Below are 22,391 nucleotides of genomic sequence, written 5' to 3' on the forward strand. Positions count from 1 at the left end.
ATGGAAAATAAATTTAATATTAATGGCAATTTTTGGGTAAATAAAGATGAAAAAGGCTTTATAGGTAAAGGAAGAGTAGAACTTTTAAAAAATATCCAAATATATGGTTCTATTTCAAAAGCTGCAAAACAAATGAAGATGAGCTATAAAGCAGCATGGGATAGTGTAGATATTATGAACAAACTTTCGCAAGAACCTTTAGTCACAAAAGTAACTGGTGGTGTTGGGGGTGGAGGTACAGTTATAACCACTTATGCAAAAGAGATTATAAGTGCATACGATGAGTTAATGAATCTTCACGAAACTTATTTAAAAAATATGAGTAATCTTTTTGATAATCTTGTTATAAATCTAAAAAATGAAAAACCGGTTTTTTCAAAACTTGAAGGTAAAATCACTAGTATATTATCGAAAAATGAAACTTGTGAAATAGAGATTACCTTAGCTTCAGAACAAAAGCTAATAACAATAGTTAGCACAGAATTTTTAGAAAAAAGAGAATTAACTCTTAATAAATCTGTAAAACTCTTAATTGAAACAAGCTCAATAGTAATTACAAAAGGTATAAACTCAAATAGTGCAAGAAACTCTTTAAAAGGAATAGTTGAAAAGATTAATGATGATGGAATTAATACTTTTTTGAGTATTAGATGTGGAGAAAAAGATTTAATAGATGCAAAAATTACAAATTCAAGTTATAAAAATCTTGGAATTAAAATAAATGATAATATTTTTGCTCAATTTAAAGCTTATAATATAAATATAATCTAATACAATAAAGTAAGATATGCCAATACTGCATATCTTACAAATTTAGCAACTATTACTAAAGCAAAAAAATATGTGAATTTGTATTTTAAAACACCAGCTATTAAAGTAATAGGATCACCAATAATTGGCATCCAAGATAGAAGTAGTGACCAGCCTCCATATTTATCAAAAAAAAATTTTGCCCTATCTATACTCTTTTTAGGGATATACTTTTTATTTTCTAAATACTCTTCACCTTTTAACCCAAGAAAATAATTTACACATGAGCCTAAACTATTACCTAAAGTTGCTACAAAAAGCAAAAGAGTTAAATTATACCCTTGTAAAATATCATAGACAAGAACTGCTTCACTAACCATTGGAAAAAATGTTGCAGAAACAAAACTTGAGAAAAAAAGAGTTAGATAAATCAAACTATTTTTCTTTTTCTTCTAAATCTTTTAACAGGGATTTGAGATATTATAACTCCACTTAAAATTGTAACACTAGCAATCAACTCTTCAATACTCAATTTTTCTTTTAATATAAAAAATGCCAAAATCATTGTAAAGATAGGAATTAGATTTATGTACATTGCCGCCTTTGAAGCTTCAATTTTAGTCAAGGCATAATTATATAAGCCATAACCAGCCAAAGTAACTACAACACCTAAATAAACTAAAGATATAACAGAATTTTGAGTAAAAACTATATCTCGCGTCATATATTCATATATAAAAAAAGGAAAAAAGAAAATAGCTCCTGCAAACGCTTGAATTGCAGTTATAAAAAGAGCAGGATATTTTTCTATTAAATGTCTAGCAAGTATTGTATAAGCTGCCCCACAAGCCATAGCACACAACTCTAAAAAATTGCCAAGCATAGGATTTGGTGCACCAAAAGTTACACTACCTTGTACACTTAACCAAATAGCTCCAATCATTGCTATTACAGAACCAAATAAAAGTTGTCTTGAAACAAGCTCTTTAAGAAAATAACCAGCTCCCATTGCAGTAATAATAGGCATCAAAGAGGTAATCATTCCAGCTTGAGATACAGAAGTATAAGTTAAAGCTTTAATTTCAAAGATAAAATATAATGAGGGTTCAAAAATACATAATAAAAGCATATATTTTATATCACTTTTTTCAAAACTATATTTTGAAAATCTTTTTATAAAATAAACAAAACACAAAGAAGCTATCAACATTCTAAAAAATAGAACTGTAAACTCTCCTAAATCTTGCATCGCTATTTTTAATGCGATAAAAGAGCTACCCCAAATAAACATTGCAAAGATTAAGGAAAATATTCCTATGAGATTAAAATTTTTAGTCAAATTATCACTTTTTTTTAAAATAAGGATAGAATTGTACTCTTCTATAATTAAAAGTCAAGTTTTCAATTTATAAGAATTTTAAGTTTATTAGGATAAGATTACAACCCTTAAAGAGAAGCACAAAGAGTATAAAGTACTTTTTGTGCTCTTCTTTAGACCTTTACAATCATATCTGAAGACAACGCCCCAGGATGGGAACATAGCAAGGCACCTTCTTTTATGGTGTGTTTAGGTATCTGGAGAGGAGTGCTTAGCACTTCTTTCTTACTTAAAATCCGAAAAATCTTCATCTAAAATCAAAACTTTTTTTGTATGTTTATTATAAATAAATCTTTTATCCCCATTTTTAATAGCTTTTAAAATCAAAATTTTTATCTCTTTATCACTTTTTTTATAAGTTTTCATCAAAGCTGTAAAGTCTATCAGAGAAATAAACTTCTTCTTTGGACTCAAGGGTTTTAATTGTGGTTTATAAATTGCACGCATTTCATTAAAGGCACTTTGTAGAAGTTTTATCTCTGAATCAAATACGCTTATAATCTTATCTTGATTTTTTTCTAGTCTTTCAATCTCTTCTTGGTACTGTCTTCGTAGCCATTTTACTGACTTTTTCAAAAGAAGAATTTGTTCATCTTTTGTTTCTATTACTTTTTGGATATAGATTTTTTCTTCTTCTTTTCTTTGGGCTACTTCTTCAATAGAAGTTGAATAACCCTCTTTTTTACTATTATCATCCCAAAGGTAAACATAGGTTTTTCCAGATTGTTTTATTGACTTTAGTTGATTACTTTTTATTCTATAGTGAACACCTTGTAAAGATATACCAAGTATCTCTGCCGCTTGTGCTGTAGTTACTAATCTTTCCAAGGTCACAACTTATAATTTAGCTGAGTCTATTTCAATAACCGTATGAACATTTCCACGAGGTTTGAAATCTGCAATTACTTTTAACCATTTAGGTTCTAATTTTTCCATTAAAGTATCAAAAATCTCATTTGCTCCATTTTCATGAGAAACTTCTCTAAGCATAAATGAATTTATATATAATTTTAAGGCCTTAAGTTCTATAACTTTTTTATTTGGAGTGTAATGTATAAAAATTGTTGCAAAATCAGGATAACCACTTCTTGGACATTTTGCCATGAATTCTGGCAATTCTATATTTATTACATAATTTTTATCATTTTTGTTTGGCCAAAAATTCTCTTCTTTGTTAATATCAAATTCTACTATCTCTTTTTCACCATATTTCATTGTTTCTTGCCTTTTGTTTAAAAATTTCTTTAAATAATATAAGTATATGATTTTATCAAAAGTATTCTTACAAATGTTATACTACTATCATTTCATGTTATTATATTATATTATTAGAAAAACTTATTTTATGGAGCTTTATTATGAAAACAGATAATTATGACATAGCTATTATTGGTGGAGGACCAGGGGGAATTGCTACAGCACTTGAAGCTGCAGTTCATGGTATCCAAAATATCATACTTATAGATAAAGCTGATAATCACTCAAGTACTATTAGAAAATTCTATAAAGAAAATAAAAGAGTTGATAAAGATTGGAAAGGTAAAAGTGTGCAAATAGAAGGGAATATTCCCTTTATGGATGGAACTAAAGAGTCAACCTTGGATTTTTTTGACAAACTTCTTGACCTTGATAAGATTGATACTTTATTTAATACAGAAGTTGAATCAATAATTAAAAATGAAAAAGAAGATGAGTTTTTAATTAGTACAGGAAGTCAAAGTTTCAAATCAAAAGCTGTCGTAGTTGCAATTGGTAAAATGGGTAAACCAAATAAGCCAGATTATAGAATTCCCCCTTCTATAAAAGCAAAGGTAAATTTTAATCTTGACGGCTGTAGTGAAGGGGAGAAAATATTAGTAGTAGGTGGTGGGAATAGTGCTGCTGAGTATGCATATGAATTAGCTGATGAAAATAACAATGTAACACTTGTTTATAGAAAAGCACAATTTACAAGATTAAATCCAGAAAATGAAGAGATTTTAAGAACCTATAATGGACAAGAGAAATTAAGACTTAGACTAAATACAAATATTATCTCATTAGAAAATGAAAAGGGTAAAATAAAAGTTAATTTTGATGATGGATATTTTACTTTGTTTGATAGGATAATATATGCCATTGGAGGAACTAGTCCAATAGATTTTCTAAAAAATTGTGGAATAAAATTAGATAGTGAAAATAAACCAATTTACAATGAACACTACATGACAAATATACTTTTTTTGTATGTTGCAGGAGATATCGCTTTTAATACAGGAGGGTCAATTGCCGCATCATTAAATCATGGTTATCACATAGTAAACTCATATATGAGAAGAACAGGAAAAATCTACGCTCATACAGACAAAGTAGAAGAGTTTCTTAAAAATAATCCAGAGTTTAAATAAAATGATGAATATAAAACTTGTTTTGCTTGTTTCTCTTACTCTGTTTTTCTTTGCAACAAGCTCAGTTTTAGCAAGAGCTGCATTAATAAATAACTCAATTGACCCTTACTCTTTTACATTTTTTAGGCTTTTTTTTGGAGCTTTGACTTTATTAATTATTTTGTCTTTTAAAGAAAAAAAACTAAATTTAAGCCTAAATAAAAATTGGCATACTTCCTTTTTACTTTTTTTATATGCTATTTGTTTTTCTTATGCTTATATAAATTTAGATGCGGGACTTGGAGCTTTAATACTTTTTGCAATGGTACAACTGACTATTATAATTACAGCCTTGATAAAAAAGGAGCGTATTGATATTAGGAAAGCTTTAGGAATAAGTTTAGCTTTTGTAGGATTGATTTACTTATTATATCCAAGTGAAGGTTTTGAAGTATCACTTTATCACTCTATTTTGATGATGATATCGGGTGTTGCGTGGGGACTTTATACAATCTTTGGAAAGAAATCATCAAATGCTACACTAAATACAACCGATAACTTTACAAAATCTCTTTTTTTTGCGATTATATTTTTTGCATTATTTGTTCATAATGTAAAGCTTTCAAGTTATGGGATAACTTTAGCATTTATATCAGGAGGAATAACTTCTTCTATTGGCTATCTTTTATGGTACTACTTACTTCCAAATATGAAAATTATAACTTCTGGGATTTTACAACTTTTAATACCCCCACTTGCTATATTTTTAGGAGTATTATTCTTAAATGAAAAGATAACTTCTACTTTGATAATCTCTACAATATTGATACTTTTGGGAATATTAATATCTATATATAAAAAAGATAAATAAAATATTTTTACCTATTTTGTAGCTTTTATGTGTATAATAAAAACAAAGAACAATCAGAAGAGTTATTATGAAAAAATTTATATTATTGGTATTTTTAGGTTCTATACCTACTTTTTTATTTGCTACACAATTTATTACAATAGGTACAGGTGGAGTAACTGGAACATATTATCCAACTGGTGGGAAAATCTGTAAGTTTGTAAATAAAGCAAAAGAAAAAACAAATATTAGATGTTCTATTGAATCAACAGGTGGTTCTGTTTTTAATGTAAAAGCAATAAAAAGTGGTGAGTTGGATTTTGCAATTGTTCAATCAGATATTGTTTATCAAGCATCAAAAGGTATAGGGAAATTTAAGGGTGAAGAATTTCCTAAATTAAGATCAGTACTTGCTATTTATCCTGAATCATTTACTTTAGTTACAAGAAAAGATGCAAATATAAATGGCATTACGGATATAAAAGGTAAAAGAATAAATATAGGAAATCTAGGCTCAGGCACTGAAGCCACTGCATTAGCTTTATTTAAAACTTTAAATATAGAAACATCTGATTTATCATATGTTGGTAATCTAAAATCTTCAGCAATGCCAGATGCCCTAAGGGATAATAAACTTGATGGATACTTTTATATGGTCGGTCATCCAACAGCGAATATTAAAGATGCCTCAAACTCTACAGATACTATAATTGTCCCAATCACAGGAGCAAAAGTTGATAAGTTTGTTAAAGAACATCCATACTTCACAAAAACTGATATTCCAGGTGGTATTTATAGGGGTAACCCAAAAGAGATACCAACTTTTGCTGTAAAGGCTGTATTAGTTGCAAATTCTACGATGAGCGATAAAGCTGTTTATACCGTAGTAAAACAGATTATGGAAAACTTTAATGAATTTAAAAAAGCCCATCTAGCACTTACACCTATTACCAAAAAATCTTTTTTAGAAGGATTATCTGCTCCATTACATACTGGTGCTAAAAAATATTTCAAAGAGATTGGATTGATAAAATAATTTAAAATGAACAAAACCCAATTTTTTATAGATGAAAAAATTCCTTATATTGAACTAAGATACTCTAAGACCAAATTAAACTATAAAGAGCACTTGCACGATGATTTATCAATAGGTGCTTTAGTTAGTGGAAAAAGAGAATATACAAATAAAAACAATAAATATATAATTGCAAAAAATAGTTTAGCAATAGTAAATCCAAATATAATTCACTCTTGTAATAATATCACTAGTGAAGAGACAAGTTATTATATGCTTTATATAAAAAAACAATGGCTGTTTAAAATACAAAAAGAGTTAAATCCAGCTTTAAACTCTTTTGTTCCTTTTTCTAAAGAATTTCTTGAAAATAAAAAAGAGTATGAAGATTTTATTAAATTATGTGAAGTGATTTTTTCTTCTGAACTCTATTTAGAAAAAGAGGTTTTATTATTGGAATTTATTTCAAATTTATACTTAAATCATTGTGATTTTAAAATAGACTCAAAAGAGAGTTATAAAACAAAAGTAAAAGATATTATGGAATATCTAAATAAAAATATTAGTGAGAATATATCTTTAGATGAACTATCAAAAAAGTTTAATCTTTCTACATTTTATATTATCAAACTTTTTAAAAAAGAGTTAGGAATATCTGTATATTCATATTTTATCAATCTAAAAATTGAGTATGCGAAGGTACTACTAAAAAAAGGCATAAGTATAGTAGAGACTGCTTTAGAGTGTGGCTTTTATGACCAAAGCCATTTGCATAGAAACTTTTTAAAAATCGTAGCCTTAACTCCAAAAGAGTATCAGGACAACTTCGTACAATAAAAATATTTTTTATTTGTATAGACTTCTAAAAAGGAAGTTTATGAATATAGATATTTTTATACAAGGTTTTATTCCCCTAGCACTTGCACACTTTATTGCACTTCTAAGTCCTGGTGCTGATTTTTTTATATTAGTTTCAAGCTCTTCAAAAAATGGAAAAACAGCAGGTATTCTTACAGCTTTTGGTATTGCTTTTGCAAATGGACTTTATATTTTATTTGCTCTTTTTGGAATTTTACTTATTCAAAATAATCAAATACTTTTTATAAGTATAAAACTAGTAGGTGCTCTATATTTATTATACTTATCTTATCACTTGATATTTTCAAAACAAAGGGAGTTATTTAAAAATGATAAAAATATCAAAAGAACAAAAGAGTTATTAAAAAACTTTCTAAAAGGATTTTTATCAGCAATATTAAATCCGAAAAATTCAATATTTTATTTCACTATGTTTTCTATTTCAAGCACGCATAAAATACCCTTGGATTTTCAGATAATTTATGCCTTTTGGATGTTTTTTGTAGTTTTATTTTGGGATATTTTTATCGTATATTTAATCAATTCAAAAAATAATAGAGTTCTAATACAAAAATACTCAAATAAAATAGAGAAGATCTCAGGAGTGATTCTTTTTGTATTAGGTTTTGCAATTTTGATAAGTCTATTTTAAATAAAATAGACTTTAGTCAAAAATAGATTTTACATTCATATTTGAAATATACTTTTCTACTTTTTTTCTACTTTCAGTCAATAAGTCAATTACTTTGTCTTTTTTCTTTTGAGAACTTCTAAATAAAGGTATAGATACACTAATAGCTGCTAAAACAAGATTATCTTTGATAATAGGAACCGCAATACACTCAACTTCTTTCATTCCTTCTTCTCTCTCTGTTGCATATCCATTTTGGTCTATTTTTATAATATCTTCATACAAGTCTTTAATTGAGGTAATCGTGTTTTCTGTTCTTCTTTCAAGTTCACCTGGAAAGACATTTTCCAACTCTTTAAATGAATGCTTGAAAAGTAATGCTTTTCCAAGTGCACTACAATTTGCGGGGAATTGTACACCTACTGAAGTTGCTAATTGAATGGGATTAGAAGCATTTACTTTTTCTACATATAATACTTCATGCTTATTAAGAACCCCTAGTTGACAGATTTCATTACAGCTTGCAACAATTCTATTCATCTCTTCTTTTATAAACTTCACAATTGCATTATTTTTATTTACAGAAGAAGATACACTTAATATTCCAATATAAATAGAATACTTTAATGTTATCTCATTATAAGCTAGATAATTATAATAAACTAGTGTTTTAAGTATAGGTGATAAACTCGTTTTTGGTATGTCCAAAAGCTTAGAAATTTCAGTTAAGGTATAACCTTCTTTGTTATTAGAAATTAACTCAAGAATATTGATGATTCTTGAAGTTGTCGAATGTAGTGCCTTCAATATTTCTCCATATAAAACTCATTAAAATTGCGTAAGAAAAATATTATATCATATTAAAATATAAAGCTAAGAATTTAAAAATTCTAAGAATTTTACCTTGACAAAATACAAAAAAAACATTAAACTTATCTAAACCTATATAAGTTCTTATACTTATATAAGTACTATATAAAAACTAAGGAGAGGTTTATGGGTAAAATTCAAGGGGTATTTCCACCTTTAATAACTGTATTTAATGAAGATTCAACAATAGATATTGATTCTATAAAAAAACACATAGATTTTTTAATTGAAAAAGGCGTAGATGGGGTAGCTATTTTAGGTACAACGGGGGAGTTTTTTTCACTTTCATTTGAAGAAAAGAAATTTTTAGTTGAAAATATATTAGCACATACAAAAAATAGAATAAAAGTTATAGTAGGGGTTGGAGAAACAAATTCAAGTAAAGCATTTAAATTTATAGACTATTTAGAAGATAAAGATGTAGAAGCATTGTTAGTTATTAACCCTTATTTTGTTGTTTATGATGAAGATACAATTGTAAAATACTATAGTGAAATATGTAATAGAACATCTAAAAATGTGCTTATTTACAATTTCCCAACATTGAGTGGATTTGATTTTACTTATGATGTTGTAAGAAGAATAGCCTTAAATAATAATAATTTAGCAGGGATAAAAGAGACTGTTGAAGATATAAAACATATTGAAAAAATGTTAAAAATAAAAGATGAGAAAAAAGATTTTTCTGTTTTTTGTGCCTTTGAAAGCCAAGCAATAGAAGCCTTAAAACTAGGTGTTGATGGATTTATCAATGCTACTGTAAACTTTGCACCTGAATTTACTGTAAATACATATAAATATTTTAATGAAGGAAATGAAGAACTTACAAAAGAGTACTTTGATAAAATGAATAGTGCAATGAAAGTTTATACATATAGCCAACCTCTTTTACAAGCTTGTAAACAAGCTGTATATTTTAGAGTACTAAAAGAAGATAAATATGAAAAATTACCAGCATATTCTTTAAGTGAAGAGAAAAAGAAAGCACTTAAAAATGACTTGCAAAAACTTAATATCTTATAATTAAAAGGTAAATTATGGAAATGTCAAAAAGAACAATTAAAAGTATCCGAGCTTATGTAGTAAGCGGTGGTGGTGCTGATTACCACGACCAAGGTGAAGAGCATTGGATTGTTAATCAAATATCAACTCCTATGAGCCTTTTTCCTGAATATAAACAAACAAGAACAAGCTTTGGAATTAATGCCCTTAAAACTATTGTAGTAGAAGTTGAAGACAATACTGGAAATGTAGGTTTTGGTATCTCAACTGGTGGTTACCCAGCTGCATGGCTAGTAATGAATCATATAGATAGATTTATTGTAGGTCAAAATCCCTCAGACATCGAAAAGATGTGGGAACAAATGTACAGAGGAACACTTTATTATGGTAGAAAAGGTATCGTAATGAATGCTATTTCTGCTGTAGACCTTGCCCTTTGGGATTTACTAGGTAAAATTAGAAATGAACCTGTTTATTCTATGATTGGTGGAAAAGTTAGAGATGAATTAGAATTTTATGCCACAGGTCCTAGACCAGATTTAGCAAAAGAGATGGGATTTATTGGTGGAAAGATGCCACTAGTATATGGTCCAGCTGATGGGGAAGAGGGATTAAGAAAAAACATAGAATATGCAAGAAAAATGAGAGAAGCTGTTGGTGATGATTTTATGCTAATGTGGGATTGTTGGATGTCACTAGATCTTCCATATGCAAAAAAACTTATGCATGAATCTGAAAAATTAGGTATGAAATGGATTGAAGAGTGTTTTAATCCTGATGATTATTGGGCTTATAGAGACTTAAAAAAAGCAGCTGGTAATACTATGATGGTAACAGGTGGAGAACATGAAGCTACTAAATATGGTTTCAAAATGTTAATTGAAATGTGTGACCTTGATATCTTACAACCAGATGTTGGTTGGTGTGGTGGTATGACTGAACTAATCAAAATAGGTAATCTAGCTGAAGCAGCAGGGAAGTTAGTTATTCCACATGGAAGTGGTGTTTATAGCCACCATTATGTTATTACTAAACTATCTTCACCTTTTACTGAGTGTTTAATGATGGCACCAAAAGCTGATAAAGTTTTACCACAATATTATCCACTACTATTAGATGAGCCAGTTCCAGTAAATGGGAGACTAAAAGTTTCTGATAAACCAGGGTTTGGTGTTACTTTAAATAGAGAAAATCTAGTAGAAGTGAAAAAAGAAGCTTAACTCTTAACTATGTGAGATAATTTCTTATCTCACATAACTCTTCAAAAAAATAAATCTAAATACTTTATATAAAAATGAAATAATTAATTGTAATAGTTTTTATAGAATTTGTAGTTTTAAATAAGTTACCTTAAAAGGTAACTTATTTTTATAGATAGATTATTGTTTATTTAAATCGTATTGTAAATATACAACTTTAGTTTGTAAGAATTCTTCTAAACCATGTTTACCATCAGCTCCACCAATACCAGATTTTTTCCATCCAGCGTGGAAACCTTGCATTGCTTCAAAGTTTTCTCTATTGATATATGTTTCACCACATTTTATCTCTTTGCAAGCTCTCATAGCTATATCAAGGTTTTGTGTATAGATTGATGAAGTTAATCCAAACTCACTATCATTTGCTAAAGCAATAGCTTCATCAAGTGTATCAAATGTTACGATTGGAAGTACTGGTCCAAAAATCTCTTCTTTGATAATATCCATATCTTGTTTTACATCAATTACTACTGTTGGCTCATAGAAGTATCCGTCATCCCTATCGCATCTTTTACCACCAGTTGTAATAGAAGCTCCTGCTGCAACTGCTGAATCTACTAATTTTTGAACATGAGTAATAGCATCTTCATTAATAAGTGGTCCCATGTCAACTTGTTCTGTTAAAGGATTTCCACAAGTTAAAGCAGCCATAGATTTTGTGATTCTGTCAGCAAACTCTTTTGCAATACTTTTATGTACATAAACTCTTTCAGCACAATTACAAACTTGTCCATTATTTGTAACTCTTGAATTCTTGATAGCTTCAACTGCTATATCAAGATTAGCATCTGCCATAACAATCGCAGGTGCTTTTCCACCTAATTCTAAAGATACTTTTGTTACATTTTTAGAAGCTGCTTCCATGATTTTAACACCTGTTGGAACACTTCCTGTAAAACTTACGATTCCTACTTTTTCATTTGCTGCAAGTTCATTTCCAACAGTTGAACCAGATCCAGAAACTAAGTTAAATACACCTTTTGGAAGATCTATTTCATCAACTAATTTTGCAAATTCAAAGGCATTGTTTGGAGTTTCACCACTTGGTTTTATAACAATAGTATTACCTGTTAAAAGTGCAGGAGCTAATTTTCTTGCAATTAAGAAAAATGGGAAATTCCAAGGTAAGACACCAGTTGCTACTCCTATTGGTAATTTAAATAAAAAGATATTTTCATTTGGTCTATCACTTTGGATTATTTCACCTTCATATCTTCTCGCCCATTCTGCCATATAATCCAAATAATCAGCAGTAAAATTAACTTCAACTTCTGCTAAACCTAATACTTTACCTTGTTCTTCAGTGATAGTTTTTGCAAGCATATCACTATTTTCTCTAATTTTTTGTGCAATCTTTCTAAGATAATTACCACGCTCTACTGCTGGTAATTTTCCCCATGAATCTTGTGCATTGTGCGCTGCATCAATTGCAACTTTTGCATCTTCTGCATTTCCTTTTGGGATATAAGAAATAATCTCTTTTGTTGAAGGATTAATTACGGGAGTTGTTTCACCTTTATTAGAAACAAACTCTCCATTAATATACATTTCATAAACTCTTTTTTCTGACATAATTTTCTCCTTATTAACTTTTATATATTCAAATAATTACAAATAAAATTTATATTTTTATTTCCACCATAATGCAATTTCTGGAAATACAATTAATACAACAATTGCTAAAGCCTGTAACATTATAAAAGGCATTACAGCTTTAAATATATCACCTAATGATACATCTGGCGGAGCAACAGTTTTTAAAATAAATACACCCGTTCCAAATGGAGGGGATAAAAATGCTATTTGCATATTTAAAGCAAACAACACACCAAACCAAACAGGGTCATAACCTAAGGCAATAACAATTGGCATAAAAATAGGTATTGTTAATAAAACAATTCCAACCCAATCCAAAAACATACCTAAGAAAAATAGAATTACCATCATTAAAAATATTATATAAATAGGAGAACCACTTCCATGTGCTAATATTACACCTTTAACAAACTCAATTCCACCCATAAGATTAAATACACCTACTAATAAAGTAGCTCCTATTCCTATCCAAATAATAGTACCGCAAGTTTCTAGCGTTTTATAAGCACTATCAACCATCAATTTCCAAGTAAGTTCTTTTCTTAAATAAACAGAAAGAGTAATACCCAATACACCAATAGCAGAAGATTCTGTAACTGATGCTATACCCATATAAATACTTCCTAAAACACTTGCTGCAACCAATAATGGTAGAATAACTTTTTTTAAAGACTTAATCTTCTCACTCCAAGGAACATATTCTTGTACTGATTCAGGAACCATACTTGGATTTAAATATCCTCTTATTAATACATACGCTATATAAAATCCTGCAAGCATTAAAGCCGGTAAAAATGATGCTGTAAACAAATCTGAAATTGAAACATTTGCTGTTAAACCAAAAATTATCAATACAATAGATGGAGGAACCATGGTTCCTAAAGCACCACCAGATACAACAACCCCAATTGCAAGTTTTTTATCATAACCCATTTTTAACATTTGAGGCAGAGCAATCATTCCTAATAAAATTGTTTCACCACCTATAATTCCAGACATTGCAGCTAAAAAAACTGCTAGAACTATAGTTTGTATAGCAACACTTCCTCTTATATTACCACTAAAAGATTTCATAGCAGCAAATAAGTCCCTTGATATATTTGACCCATCAAGTATGGCGGCCATCAATACAAACATGGGCACGGACACAAAGGCATAAGATGTAACAAAGGCATAAACTCTTGTTGATATTAAACTTGAAGCTTGAGGTCCAATCCAAAAAAGTAAAAAGAATCCAGCAACCAAGGCAGTTATAAATGCCAACGGTAAGCCAAGAATCAATAATCCAATTATCATTCCTAGCATCAATAAACTACCAGCTTCTATTCCCATAGAAGAAATATTAAGTAATTCAAACATTATTTTCTCCTAAGTATAGAAATAAATTTAACAAGTACTTGTATAAGCATCAATATTAAAACCAAAAATAAAACAAGTTTTGATATTGCTGGAAAAGGTGGATTCCATGCAGAACCCGAAGTTTCCATATAAAAAGCACCCCATGGCTTAAACCAAGAACTTTTGAAAAGTAAAAAAGCTGAATAGTTCATAAATACTAAACAAATTATCAATAATGTTGAGATTAAAATATCAACATAATACTTGTATTTTTTTGATAGCATATCATATAAAATAGTTATTTTTATATGTCTATCAATTGTTAAAGAGTGTAATCCTCCCCAAATAAATAAAATACCTGCAATCAAAGTTGTTGTTTCTTGAACCCAAGAAGTAGGTGAATTAAGTACATATCGAGAAAAAACCTCATAACAAATAATGATAAAACAAACTATATAAAAAATACAAATCTTTCGACCGATTAAAATTATTAATCGGTCAAGTTTATTATATTTCAGCTCAGTATTTTCCATTAAATCATTCCATTATCTTTTAAAAACTTAGTAATAAGATCATAAGCTTCTTTTGCATTAGGAGATTGTGTAGACATTTTTTCCCACTCACCTTGTGCAATTCTTCTAAATTTTATTTTTTCTGATTCTGGCCAAGTTACAATAGTATAATCTTTAGTTTCTGTTGCTCTTGCAGCTTCTGCTTTATCAGAAAGTTTTATTGTAGAAATAATTTGTCTCACATAATCTCTAAAAGAAACTTTAATTATCTCTTGATAATTTTTTGGCATTTTATTCCAAGTTTTAGTATTAATAGAAAGATCCATTAAAGGAATAGAATGAAAACCTGGGAATATAGGAAATTTAGCAATTTTATTAAGTCCTGCTTGAGCATTTACAGCTAAAGTAGATGCATCCGCTGCTTCTATAACCCCTTTATCTAATGAAGTAAATACTTCACTATATGGTAAATTTACAGGCGCTGCACCTGCTGCTTTAAATACTGCTTGAACAAGACCCTCAGGTGCTCTCATTTTCAAACCTTTTAACTCTGCAACACTTCTTATTGGTTTTTTTGCAACCAATGATTCTAAACCATTTGTCATAGCAGAAACAAATGTTACACCATAAGGATTCATCAATTTATTCATAAATTCATTTCCTCCTCCATATTCCATAAACAAAATTAAATCATTTGGATCACTCCATGCACCAACAGTATTTCCCATTAAAGCAAATGCTGGATCTTTACCAGAAAAATATGCAATTGAAGAAATTTCTCCATCGAGAACCCCAGCGCCAATAGCATCTAAGGTTTCAGTATATTTTACAATACTATTTACTGGTAAAACTTCTATATTAATATCAGAATTAGTCATTGTAGCAACAGTTTTTGCCCACTTCTCTTGTAACTTAAAATTAATAGACCCTGATGGATCTGCAGATTGTAGTTTTAAAGTAAATGTACTTGCCCCTTGTAAGAATGTACCAAACATTGCTATAGCTAAAGATAGCTTTACTAATTTTTTAAACATTTTTTCCCCTTTGTTATATACTTTAAAAAACTGAGTTTAAATTTCTTATATTATTTTAAACTACTGTTTAATAAACTTAAGTATTATATGTTAAAGCTTAAATTATACTTATATAAGGACTTGTTCTTATATAAGTACAAATAGAAGAGAAGAACCTTTTTTGGGATACTTCTTATTAGAGAAGATTCATTTGCTTTAAAAAAATAAACAAATAATTAACACAAAATGAGCTATTTATCAAAAAAATTTACATAATTTTGACATTTTTAAAAATTTTATTTTATTTAACTTACATTTTTGTAAGCCATTTTTACTTAGAACTTAAAATTGCTAAATAAGCTTGTTCTTGATATTTATTCAAAGATTCTGGATACTCAATACTGTTTTTTCTTTCATAACTTCCCATAGCTTGTGCTGATACCAAATCCACTTTACATTTTGGATTTAATTGAATTAAACTCTCCATTTTAAAAGTAACTGCACCACCTGAAAAGTTTCCTTTTTTTGCTCTTTTTTTAATATAGACTTGTTCAATATCATTTTCGGTCAAAAACACTAATAAGTCATTACAATAGCTTCTTATTGACTCTTGTTTTTCATCATCTTCAAGGGTAATCTTTTTAGTTTTTAAATCTTTATATTCGCCATCAATCTGAACTACCAAAATTGTTTGATTTGCTTTTAGTTCTATTCCACATATATTCATTTTATTATTCCTTTTAAATATCCCATTTAAAAGGGACATTAATCATATGATTTGTAGAAGTATAAGATAAATTTTTAAAGTGGATTGATTTTATTGCAGATTGTTATATATTAATAAAGTTTCCCATATAAATCCATATATGTAAGATAAACTCTTAAGTCAAATTCATATTGATGATAATGAGGCTCCATAAAGCAACATAAACTATAAAAGGCCTTATCATGTTCCTTTTCCTTTAAATGAGCTAATTCATGCACTACAATCATCCTAAGAAACTCTTCTGGAACATTTTTAAACAAAGTTCCTATTCGTATCTCATTTTTACTCTTAAGCTTCCCACCTTGAACCCGAGAAATAATAGTATGCAAACCCAAAGCATCATTGATAACATTTATCTTCCCATCATAAATCACCTTACTAAGAGGAAGTGACTTTTTCAAATAACTATTTTTAAAATCCATAGCATAAGAGTAAAGGGCTTTATCATTTTTATAATCATGAGAAGTTTTGTATTTATTTAACAAATACTTATCAAGCTTTTTATTATCTATTAGCTTTTGTATTTGCAAGATTATATCTTTAGGATAGTGTTCTAAGTATTTTAAGTTTTTCATATTTGAGAGTGTATCACATATATATTTTAAGGATAATAAGATACATGGATAATGTTATATTTTCTTATTAGTTGCTTTTGGTTTAATATTACTAACTTGTTTACAAATTTGATAATAATTAGCTAACATTTTCGAGTGTTCTGTTGGCTCAGGTGCAAAGAATGAAATAGGTGCTCGTAAAGAAGAAATAAAACAAAGAAAATCTACTGACGCAATTGATTTATAAAAATTTATTGGTGTACCATAATCTTCATCAGAATATGCTCCATGTAAAATGCCATGCCTATTTGTTTTATCATCTAAAATATAATTATCCGAATTAATGTAAAGATTATTATCAATTTCATTTGCTAGTCTACCAAGAAATCCCATTGTTTCCATACTTACTCCAATTACTAATTAGTTAATGTTTATTATATGAAAGTTGCTCTAAAACTTAACAAATAATAATATACCTAAAATAAATTATTAAAAGTTTATATTTTATTTATAATCAAGGCAAAGGGTAAAATTTGGGAGGGAGCTTACTCAGTCGTAAGTGACTGAGTAAATTTTGCGCTTTAACGCAGAGTATGAATAAAAGATAAACTTTTAAACGTCTAGATGTTCTACGTCTTTTGCATGTTCCTCGATATAGTTTCTTCTTGGCTCTACTTCATCACCCATAAACAGTGTGAAAGTATCAGATGCAATTGTTGCATCATCAATAGTAACTCTTAGAAGTCTTCTTGCTTCTGGTGTCATTGTTGTTTCCCAAAGTTGCTCTGGATTCATTTCTCCAAGACCTTTATATCTTTGGATATATGCACCTTTTTTAGCTAAAGTTTCTATTTCATCAAGTATTTCTACTAAATCTCTTCCTTCAAATACAGTTAAATCTCTTTCTACTAATTTGTTATAAATATAAGTAGCTTCACTAAAATATGGTGAGGCAAAAAGTTCATCATCTATTAGTAACTCTTCTAGACCTTCATTTGTTTGAACGAAAAGTTGAATACTTTCATCAGTTAATCTTTTTGATAAAATATTATATCCCTTAGCTTCAAGGAATCCTTTTACTTCTTCATATAAAGCTTGATAATCTAAATTTACTAAATTTGAATTCTCAATTAAGTGTTTTAAAACTTCTGCTAAAGAGTATCTTTTTTCTAATTGTTGTAACATACCTCTATATCTAGAAACTGTTTTAAATAAATCCACTAAATCATTATATCCAAGACCTTGGAATTCAAATGATTCTAAACCATTTTCAATTAAAAAAGCAGATAAAGCATTGTCATCTTTTAAATATGTCTCATTTTTACCTTTTTTATATCTATAAAGAGGTGGTTGAGCAATATATAAATAACCTTTTTCAATAACTGGTCTTAAAAATCTAAAGAAGAAAGTTAAAAGCAGTGTTTGAATGTGAGATCCATCAACATCGGCATCCGTCATAAAAATGATTTTATGATATCTGATTTTTTCTTCATCAAAATCTTCACCAATACCACAACCAAGAGCTGTAATCATGTTTCTAATTTCATCAGATTTTAAAATCTTATCAAGTCTTGATTTTTCTACATTTAAAATCTTACCTTTAAGTGGTAAAATTGCTTGATAAACCCTATCTCTACCTTGTTTTGCAGAACCTCCCGCAGAGTCCCCTTCTACTAGATATAATTCTCTAATAGCTGGATCTTTACTTTGACATTCTGCTAGTTTACCAGGAAGAGTTCCTACTGTCATAGCATCTTTTTTTCTAGTCATATCTCTAGCTTTTTTAGCTGCTTCTCTACCTCGTGCTGCCATTAAAGCTTTATCCATAATTGCTTTTGCTTGTGCTGGATTTTCTTCAAAGTATTTATCTAGTTGTTCAGATGTTAATCTTTGGCAAATAGGTTTTACATAAGAACTTCCAAGTTTACCTTTTGTTTGACCTTCAAATTGAGGTTCTGGAACTTTTACAGAAATAATTGCAATAAGACCTTCTCTTACATCATCACCTGTGATTTTTGTATCTTTTTCTCTAGCTGCTGCATTTTCATTTAAATATTTAACAATACTTCTTGTAAGTCCAGCTTTAAATCCAGCCTCATGAGTTCCCCCATCAATTGTTCTAATATTATTTACAAATGATAAAGTTTTTTCAACATAAGTATCGTTATACATAACAGCAATATCAACTTCTACTCCATCAACATTGTCATTAAATGCTACTGCGTCTGATACGGCTGTTGCAGTATTTATATCTTCAACAAACTGTTTAATACCACCTTCAAAATGATAAACTTCTGTTTTTTTAGTTATTTCATTTATTAAAGTAATTGAGATAAATGAGTTTAAATATGCTACTTCTCTAAATCTTTTTGCTAAAACAGCAAAATCATAAGTATTTACTTCAAAAATAGAATCATCAGCTAAAAATTCAATAGTAGTACCAGTTTTTCTAGGACTTTCTCCAATAACTTCTAAAGGAGCTTTTGGAATACCTTTTGAAAACTCTTGATAATGAATTTTTCCTTCTCTGTAAATAGTCATTTTAACTTCTTTAGATAAGGCATTTACAACAGAAACCCCAACTCCATGAAGACCACCAGAAACTTTATACGTATCTTTGTCAAATTTACCACCAGCATGAAGTACAGTTAAAACAACAGTAGCAGCTGAAATTCCTTCACCTTCATGAATAGCAGTTGGAATACCTCTTCCATCATCTTCAACTTTGATCCAATGATCTTTTGTCATAGTAATTTTTATATTTTTACAATATCCAGCCATTGCCTCATCAATAGAGTTATCAACAACTTCGTAAACCATATGATGTAATCCATTAGTGTTAGTATCACCAATATACATACCTGGTCTTTTTCTAACAGCTTCAAGACCTTTTAAAACTTTAATATTGCTAGCACCATATTCTTGGCTCATTAATTATCCTTTTTTATTTGTCTAACACAATTGGCATTACAATTGTAAAAAATTTATCATCTTCTAAATAAAATGGTAAGTTAGATTCATTGAATCCAACTACAACATTTTCATTATTTGACATGCTTAAAAAATCTAATAAATATTTAGCATTTACTGCTAAATAAAAATTTTCATTAATATTTAAATCAATATCAATTTGAGTTTTAGATTCTGTATCTTCATCTAAAGATTCAAATACCATAGAATTTGGAGAAAAAGTAATTTTGATATTTGAAAACAAAGATGTAACTAGTTTAATAGAATCTATTAAAACAGCTTTTGGTAAAGTTAAATTATATTTTAAAGTATTTGGAATAATTCTTTCATAATCTGGAAATTTCCCATTAATTAGTTTTGTAAAAAATTTAGAATTATCAGTTTCTACTACTAAATTTGTATCATCATAAGATATTTTTGCATCATCTAAAAATAGTTTTTGTATTTCTATAATTGCTTTTTTTGGAATAATAAATTGCGCTTCATTATTTGAAATATTTTGTAAATGAGAAATAGCAAGTCTTCTTGTATCTGTTGCTACAAAATTGATTTTAGAATTTTTAATATCAATTAATGCACCATTTAATTCAAATTTTGGATTGTTGTTATCAATAGCTGGTGTAATTTTTCTAATACTATTTACTAAACTAATAGTTGAAATATTTAATATATTTAATTCAGTATTCATAATTAAATTAGGATATTCATTAGCATCATACATTGGTAATTTAAAAGTTGATCTACTTTGTTTTATAACTAAATTATTATCTATAGTTTCAACAGTAATTTTGTCATTTTTTAATCTTTTAATAATACCTAATAAATTACTTCCGTTAACTGTACCTTTTCCATCTGTTGATTCTTCAATATCATTAACATAAGATTCTAATCCAATTTCATAATCTGTAGCTTTTAATATTAATTTAGAATTTATTACTTCTAAATATATATGTGAAGTAATAGAACTAGAATCTTTTTTTTCTAAAAATGGTTGCATTGAAGAGATTATATTTTCAAAGATATTTTTAGCAATGATAAATCTCATGTTATCCCCTTTATTTATTATTTTATTTAGTGGTAGTAGTAGACTATGTGAATAGATGAAAACTCTTGGTTTAATCCGATAAAATCAACTCTTGGAAGAGTGATTAAAAGATTAAAGATATTCACACCTATTCACATAATGGTTTAAAACTTTTCTACGACTATCCTCTATTTATGATTTTATTTTTTAAATTTTCTATTATAAGTTTAAAATTTTCATCTTTTTCAATTAACTCATTTGCTTTTTTAATATTATGAGAAATTGAACTATGATCTTTCATACCTAAAAACTTAGCAATATCTGGCATAGAGTTATGTGTTAACTCTCTTGCTAAATATATCACTATTCTTCTTGCATTTGCAACAATTGCTGTTCTTTTTTTAGATTTAATATCACTTGGTTTGATATTAAGTTCTATTGCAACGATTGTTATTATATCAGGAAGTTTTATATTTTCTTTTGTTTCTTTAATTTGCTCTTTTAAAAGGTTTTGTACCATAGGTAAATTAATCTCTTGGTTAAGTAAGGCTGCACTTGCATTTATTCTAATTAGTACACCTTCTATTTCTCTAATAGAGTTATCAAGATTTGTAGCAATATAATTTACTATTTCCCTATCTAAATGAATGCCATTTAATTCAGATTTTTTTTCAATAATTGCTATTTTTGTCTCTAATCCAGGAATTTGAACATCAGCTGTTAAACCCCACTCAAATCTTGATTTTAATCTATCCACAAGGCCTGCTATTTGAGATGGAAGTCTATCTGAAGTCATGACAATTTGTTTTTCAGCATTATGAAGTTCATTAAAAGTGTGAAAGAACTCTTCTTGAGTTTGTTCTTTTCCACTTAAAAATTGAATATCATCGATTAGTAGGACATCACATTTTCTATATTTACTTCTAAAATGTTCCATATTTTTGTTTTTAATTGCAAAAGTAAAGTCATTCATGAACTGTTCAATTGTAACATAAATAATTGTTCTACCATGCTCTATTGCATCGTTTCCAATTGCTTGAAGCAAGTGAGTTTTACCTAAACCAGTTCCACCATAGATAAATAAGGGGTTGTATTGAATACCTGGTTTTTTTGAAACGGCAAGGGAAGCATTAAAGGCCATTTGATTTGATGAACCAACTACAAAAGAATCAAAAGTATATGATGGATTTAATATAGTGCTTTCCACATCTGATTTTCCTACTTGTTCTTTTAGTATCTCTTTTTTAGTCTTCTTCTCACCTGTTAATTTTATTTCAACAGTTGGCTTAGTACCATCTATTGTCTCAATACAGTGTTGAATGATTTTTGAATATTTGCTTTTTATCCAGTTTGCAATGTATTTATTAGGAACTTCAAAAATAGCTATGTTATCGTCAGATGAAATTTTTTTGTAAATAAGTTGTTTTAGGTATCTGTCATAGTCTGATTTTGATGTTTCATTTTTTAAAACTGATAAAATCTCTTTTGTTGTCATTAAATATAAACTCTTTTTTATTTGATTGGTAGATATTATATCTAAAATATTTTAAAAACTAAGATATAATAAAAATTATGTTGAATAAGTAGTGAATAACTTTTGGATAACTTTGTAATTTAAGTGAAAACTTATAAAGTTTTT

23 protein-coding genes are annotated in these 22,391 nt (G+C 28.3%); 8 read left to right on the forward strand and 15 right to left on the reverse strand.

Annotated features, from left to right (window positions below):
• Entirely contained in the window at window positions 1-771 is a 771-nt protein-coding gene (locus tag CRU95_RS06725) for a TOBE domain-containing protein (protein WP_129100381.1), read from the forward strand.
• Here CRU95_RS06725 and CRU95_RS06730 read toward each other — a convergent pair.
• From CRU95_RS06730 to queF, 4 genes are all read right to left on the reverse strand, one after another.
• Window positions 768-1,184, reverse strand: a complete 417-nt coding sequence (locus CRU95_RS06730) for a YqaA family protein (RefSeq protein WP_129100382.1) — start codon at window positions 1,182-1,184, stop codon at window positions 768-770. The genes CRU95_RS06725 and CRU95_RS06730 overlap by 4 nt on opposite strands.
• Window positions 1,181-2,089: a DMT family transporter gene (locus tag CRU95_RS06735; RefSeq protein WP_258238647.1), complete on the reverse strand. Its 909-nt coding sequence runs from the start codon at window positions 2,087-2,089 to the stop codon at window positions 1,181-1,183. Before CRU95_RS06735 ends, CRU95_RS06730 begins: the two co-directional genes overlap by 4 nt.
• A 264-nt stretch (window positions 2,090-2,353) precedes the next feature.
• Window positions 2,354-2,956: a helix-turn-helix domain-containing protein gene (locus tag CRU95_RS06740; protein WP_129100383.1), complete on the reverse strand. Its 603-nt coding sequence runs from the start codon at window positions 2,954-2,956 to the stop codon at window positions 2,354-2,356.
• A gap of 9 nt (window positions 2,957-2,965) precedes the next feature.
• Window positions 2,966-3,343 (reverse strand): preQ(1) synthase, encoded by a 378-nt coding sequence (gene queF, locus CRU95_RS06745; protein WP_013133835.1) that lies wholly within the window; start codon window positions 3,341-3,343, stop codon window positions 2,966-2,968.
• Between the two features lie 143 nt (window positions 3,344-3,486).
• On the opposite strand from queF, the gene CRU95_RS06750 reads away from it, so the two are divergent.
• The 5 genes from CRU95_RS06750 to CRU95_RS06770 all read left to right on the forward strand — a co-directional run bounded on the left by CRU95_RS06750 (window position 3,487) and on the right by CRU95_RS06770 (window position 7,869).
• Window positions 3,487-4,515 (forward strand): NAD(P)-binding domain-containing protein, encoded by a 1,029-nt coding sequence (locus tag CRU95_RS06750; protein WP_129100384.1) that lies wholly within the window; start codon window positions 3,487-3,489, stop codon window positions 4,513-4,515.
• 4 nt (window positions 4,516-4,519) lie between these two features.
• Complete coding sequence (locus CRU95_RS06755) at window positions 4,520-5,365, forward strand: DMT family transporter (RefSeq protein WP_258238649.1); 846 nt, start codon at window positions 4,520-4,522, stop codon at window positions 5,363-5,365.
• Window positions 5,366-5,432: 67 nt separating this feature from the next.
• The gene (locus tag CRU95_RS06760) at window positions 5,433-6,380 is read left to right on the forward strand and encodes a TAXI family TRAP transporter solute-binding subunit (RefSeq protein WP_129100386.1); all 948 of its coding nucleotides are present in this window, start codon (window positions 5,433-5,435) and stop codon (window positions 6,378-6,380) included.
• 6 nt (window positions 6,381-6,386) lie between these two features.
• Window positions 6,387-7,196 (forward strand): AraC family transcriptional regulator, encoded by an 810-nt coding sequence (locus CRU95_RS06765; protein WP_129100387.1) that lies wholly within the window; start codon window positions 6,387-6,389, stop codon window positions 7,194-7,196.
• A gap of 40 nt (window positions 7,197-7,236) precedes the next feature.
• On the forward strand, window positions 7,237-7,869 hold the full coding sequence (locus CRU95_RS06770; protein WP_129100388.1) for a LysE family translocator: 633 nt from the start codon (window positions 7,237-7,239) through the stop codon (window positions 7,867-7,869).
• Window positions 7,870-7,881: 12 nt separating this feature from the next.
• Here CRU95_RS06770 and CRU95_RS06775 read toward each other — a convergent pair whose 3' ends face one another.
• The gene (locus CRU95_RS06775) at window positions 7,882-8,655 is read right to left on the reverse strand and encodes an IclR family transcriptional regulator (protein WP_129100389.1); all 774 of its coding nucleotides are present in this window, start codon (window positions 8,653-8,655) and stop codon (window positions 7,882-7,884) included.
• 189 nt (window positions 8,656-8,844) lie between these two features.
• Between CRU95_RS06775 and CRU95_RS06780 the strand changes: the two genes are divergently transcribed.
• Both CRU95_RS06780 and rhmD read left to right on the forward strand, forming a co-directional pair.
• Complete coding sequence (locus CRU95_RS06780; protein WP_129100390.1) at window positions 8,845-9,741, forward strand: dihydrodipicolinate synthase family protein; 897 nt, start codon at window positions 8,845-8,847, stop codon at window positions 9,739-9,741.
• 14 nt (window positions 9,742-9,755) lie between these two features.
• On the forward strand, window positions 9,756-10,940 hold the full coding sequence (rhmD, locus tag CRU95_RS06785) for an L-rhamnonate dehydratase (RefSeq protein WP_258238650.1): 1,185 nt from the start codon (window positions 9,756-9,758) through the stop codon (window positions 10,938-10,940).
• Window positions 10,941-11,099: 159 nt separating this feature from the next.
• Here rhmD and aldA read toward each other — a convergent pair whose 3' ends face one another.
• From aldA to dnaA, 10 genes are all read right to left on the reverse strand, one after another.
• Window positions 11,100-12,551 carry an aldehyde dehydrogenase gene (aldA, locus tag CRU95_RS06790; RefSeq protein ID WP_129100391.1) on the reverse strand — a complete coding sequence of 484 codons (1,452 nt, stop codon included), beginning with the start codon at window positions 12,549-12,551 and terminating at the stop codon, window positions 11,100-11,102.
• Window positions 12,552-12,608: 57 nt separating this feature from the next.
• Window positions 12,609-13,934: a TRAP transporter large permease subunit gene (locus tag CRU95_RS06795; RefSeq protein WP_129100392.1), complete on the reverse strand. Its 1,326-nt coding sequence runs from the start codon at window positions 13,932-13,934 to the stop codon at window positions 12,609-12,611.
• Window positions 13,934-14,446, reverse strand: coding sequence for a TRAP transporter small permease subunit (locus CRU95_RS06800; RefSeq protein ID WP_129100393.1), 513 nt, complete (start codon window positions 14,444-14,446; stop codon window positions 13,934-13,936). Before CRU95_RS06800 ends, CRU95_RS06795 begins: the two co-directional genes overlap by 1 nt.
• Window positions 14,446-15,459 carry a TRAP transporter substrate-binding protein gene (locus CRU95_RS06805; protein WP_129100394.1) on the reverse strand — a complete coding sequence of 338 codons (1,014 nt, stop codon included), beginning with the start codon at window positions 15,457-15,459 and terminating at the stop codon, window positions 14,446-14,448. Before CRU95_RS06805 ends, CRU95_RS06800 begins: the two co-directional genes overlap by 1 nt.
• Before the next feature lie 310 nt (window positions 15,460-15,769).
• Window positions 15,770-16,165: a DUF3010 family protein gene (locus tag CRU95_RS06810; protein WP_129100395.1), complete on the reverse strand. Its 396-nt coding sequence runs from the start codon at window positions 16,163-16,165 to the stop codon at window positions 15,770-15,772.
• A gap of 110 nt (window positions 16,166-16,275) precedes the next feature.
• Window positions 16,276-16,779, reverse strand: a complete 504-nt coding sequence (locus CRU95_RS06815; RefSeq protein WP_129100396.1) for a M48 family metallopeptidase — start codon at window positions 16,777-16,779, stop codon at window positions 16,276-16,278.
• Window positions 16,780-16,833: 54 nt separating this feature from the next.
• A complete protein-coding gene (locus CRU95_RS06820; protein ID WP_129100397.1) occupies window positions 16,834-17,160 on the reverse strand; it encodes a hypothetical protein in 327 nt (108 codons plus the stop codon).
• 210 nt (window positions 17,161-17,370) lie between these two features.
• Window positions 17,371-19,689, reverse strand: a complete 2,319-nt coding sequence (gene gyrB / locus CRU95_RS06825; protein WP_129100398.1) for a DNA topoisomerase (ATP-hydrolyzing) subunit B — start codon at window positions 19,687-19,689, stop codon at window positions 17,371-17,373.
• A gap of 13 nt (window positions 19,690-19,702) precedes the next feature.
• Window positions 19,703-20,773, reverse strand: coding sequence for a DNA polymerase III subunit beta (gene dnaN / locus CRU95_RS06830; RefSeq protein WP_129100399.1), 1,071 nt, complete (start codon window positions 20,771-20,773; stop codon window positions 19,703-19,705).
• Window positions 20,774-20,933: 160 nt separating this feature from the next.
• On the reverse strand, window positions 20,934-22,247 hold the full coding sequence (gene dnaA, locus CRU95_RS06835) for a chromosomal replication initiator protein DnaA (protein WP_129100400.1): 1,314 nt from the start codon (window positions 22,245-22,247) through the stop codon (window positions 20,934-20,936).
• Window positions 22,248-22,391 lie beyond the last annotated feature (144 nt).

The sequence above is a fragment of the Arcobacter sp. F2176 genome, from assembly GCF_004116465.1.
In the GTDB taxonomy this organism is placed as follows: Bacteria; Campylobacterota; Campylobacteria; order Campylobacterales; family Arcobacteraceae; genus Arcobacter; species Arcobacter siniprincipis.

Bases quoted from the DNA above. Each gene is read 5' to 3' on its own strand.
- CRU95_RS06805 (WP_129100394.1), bottom strand. From the start codon at position 15,459: ATGTTTAAAAAATTAGTAAAGCTATCTTTAGCTATAGCAATGTTTGGT.
- aldA (WP_129100391.1), bottom strand. From the start codon at position 12,551: ATGTCAGAAAAAAGAGTTTATGAAATGTATATTAATGGAGAGTTTGTT.
- CRU95_RS06795 (WP_129100392.1), bottom strand. From the start codon at position 13,934: ATGTTTGAATTACTTAATATTTCTTCTATGGGAATAGAAGCTGGTAGT.
- CRU95_RS06780 (WP_129100390.1), top strand. From the start codon at position 8,845: ATGGGTAAAATTCAAGGGGTATTTCCACCTTTAATAACTGTATTTAAT.
- queF (WP_013133835.1), bottom strand. From the start codon at position 3,343: ATGAAATATGGTGAAAAAGAGATAGTAGAATTTGATATTAACAAAGAA.
- CRU95_RS06760 (WP_129100386.1), top strand. From the start codon at position 5,433: ATGAAAAAATTTATATTATTGGTATTTTTAGGTTCTATACCTACTTTT.
- gyrB (WP_129100398.1), bottom strand. From the start codon at position 19,689: ATGAGCCAAGAATATGGTGCTAGCAATATTAAAGTTTTAAAAGGTCTT.
- CRU95_RS06820 (WP_129100397.1), bottom strand. From the start codon at position 17,160: ATGGAAACAATGGGATTTCTTGGTAGACTAGCAAATGAAATTGATAAT.
- CRU95_RS06815 (WP_129100396.1), bottom strand. From the start codon at position 16,779: ATGAAAAACTTAAAATACTTAGAACACTATCCTAAAGATATAATCTTG.
- CRU95_RS06750 (WP_129100384.1), top strand. From the start codon at position 3,487: ATGAAAACAGATAATTATGACATAGCTATTATTGGTGGAGGACCAGGG.
- rhmD (WP_258238650.1), top strand. From the start codon at position 9,756: ATGGAAATGTCAAAAAGAACAATTAAAAGTATCCGAGCTTATGTAGTA.
- CRU95_RS06755 (WP_258238649.1), top strand. From the start codon at position 4,520: ATGAATATAAAACTTGTTTTGCTTGTTTCTCTTACTCTGTTTTTCTTT.
- dnaN (WP_129100399.1), bottom strand. From the start codon at position 20,773: ATGAGATTTATCATTGCTAAAAATATCTTTGAAAATATAATCTCTTCA.
- dnaA (WP_129100400.1), bottom strand. From the start codon at position 22,247: ATGACAACAAAAGAGATTTTATCAGTTTTAAAAAATGAAACATCAAAA.
- CRU95_RS06810 (WP_129100395.1), bottom strand. From the start codon at position 16,165: ATGAATATATGTGGAATAGAACTAAAAGCAAATCAAACAATTTTGGTA.
- CRU95_RS06765 (WP_129100387.1), top strand. From the start codon at position 6,387: ATGAACAAAACCCAATTTTTTATAGATGAAAAAATTCCTTATATTGAA.
- CRU95_RS06725 (WP_129100381.1), top strand. From the start codon at position 1: ATGGAAAATAAATTTAATATTAATGGCAATTTTTGGGTAAATAAAGAT.
- CRU95_RS06800 (WP_129100393.1), bottom strand. From the start codon at position 14,446: ATGGAAAATACTGAGCTGAAATATAATAAACTTGACCGATTAATAATT.
- CRU95_RS06770 (WP_129100388.1), top strand. From the start codon at position 7,237: ATGAATATAGATATTTTTATACAAGGTTTTATTCCCCTAGCACTTGCA.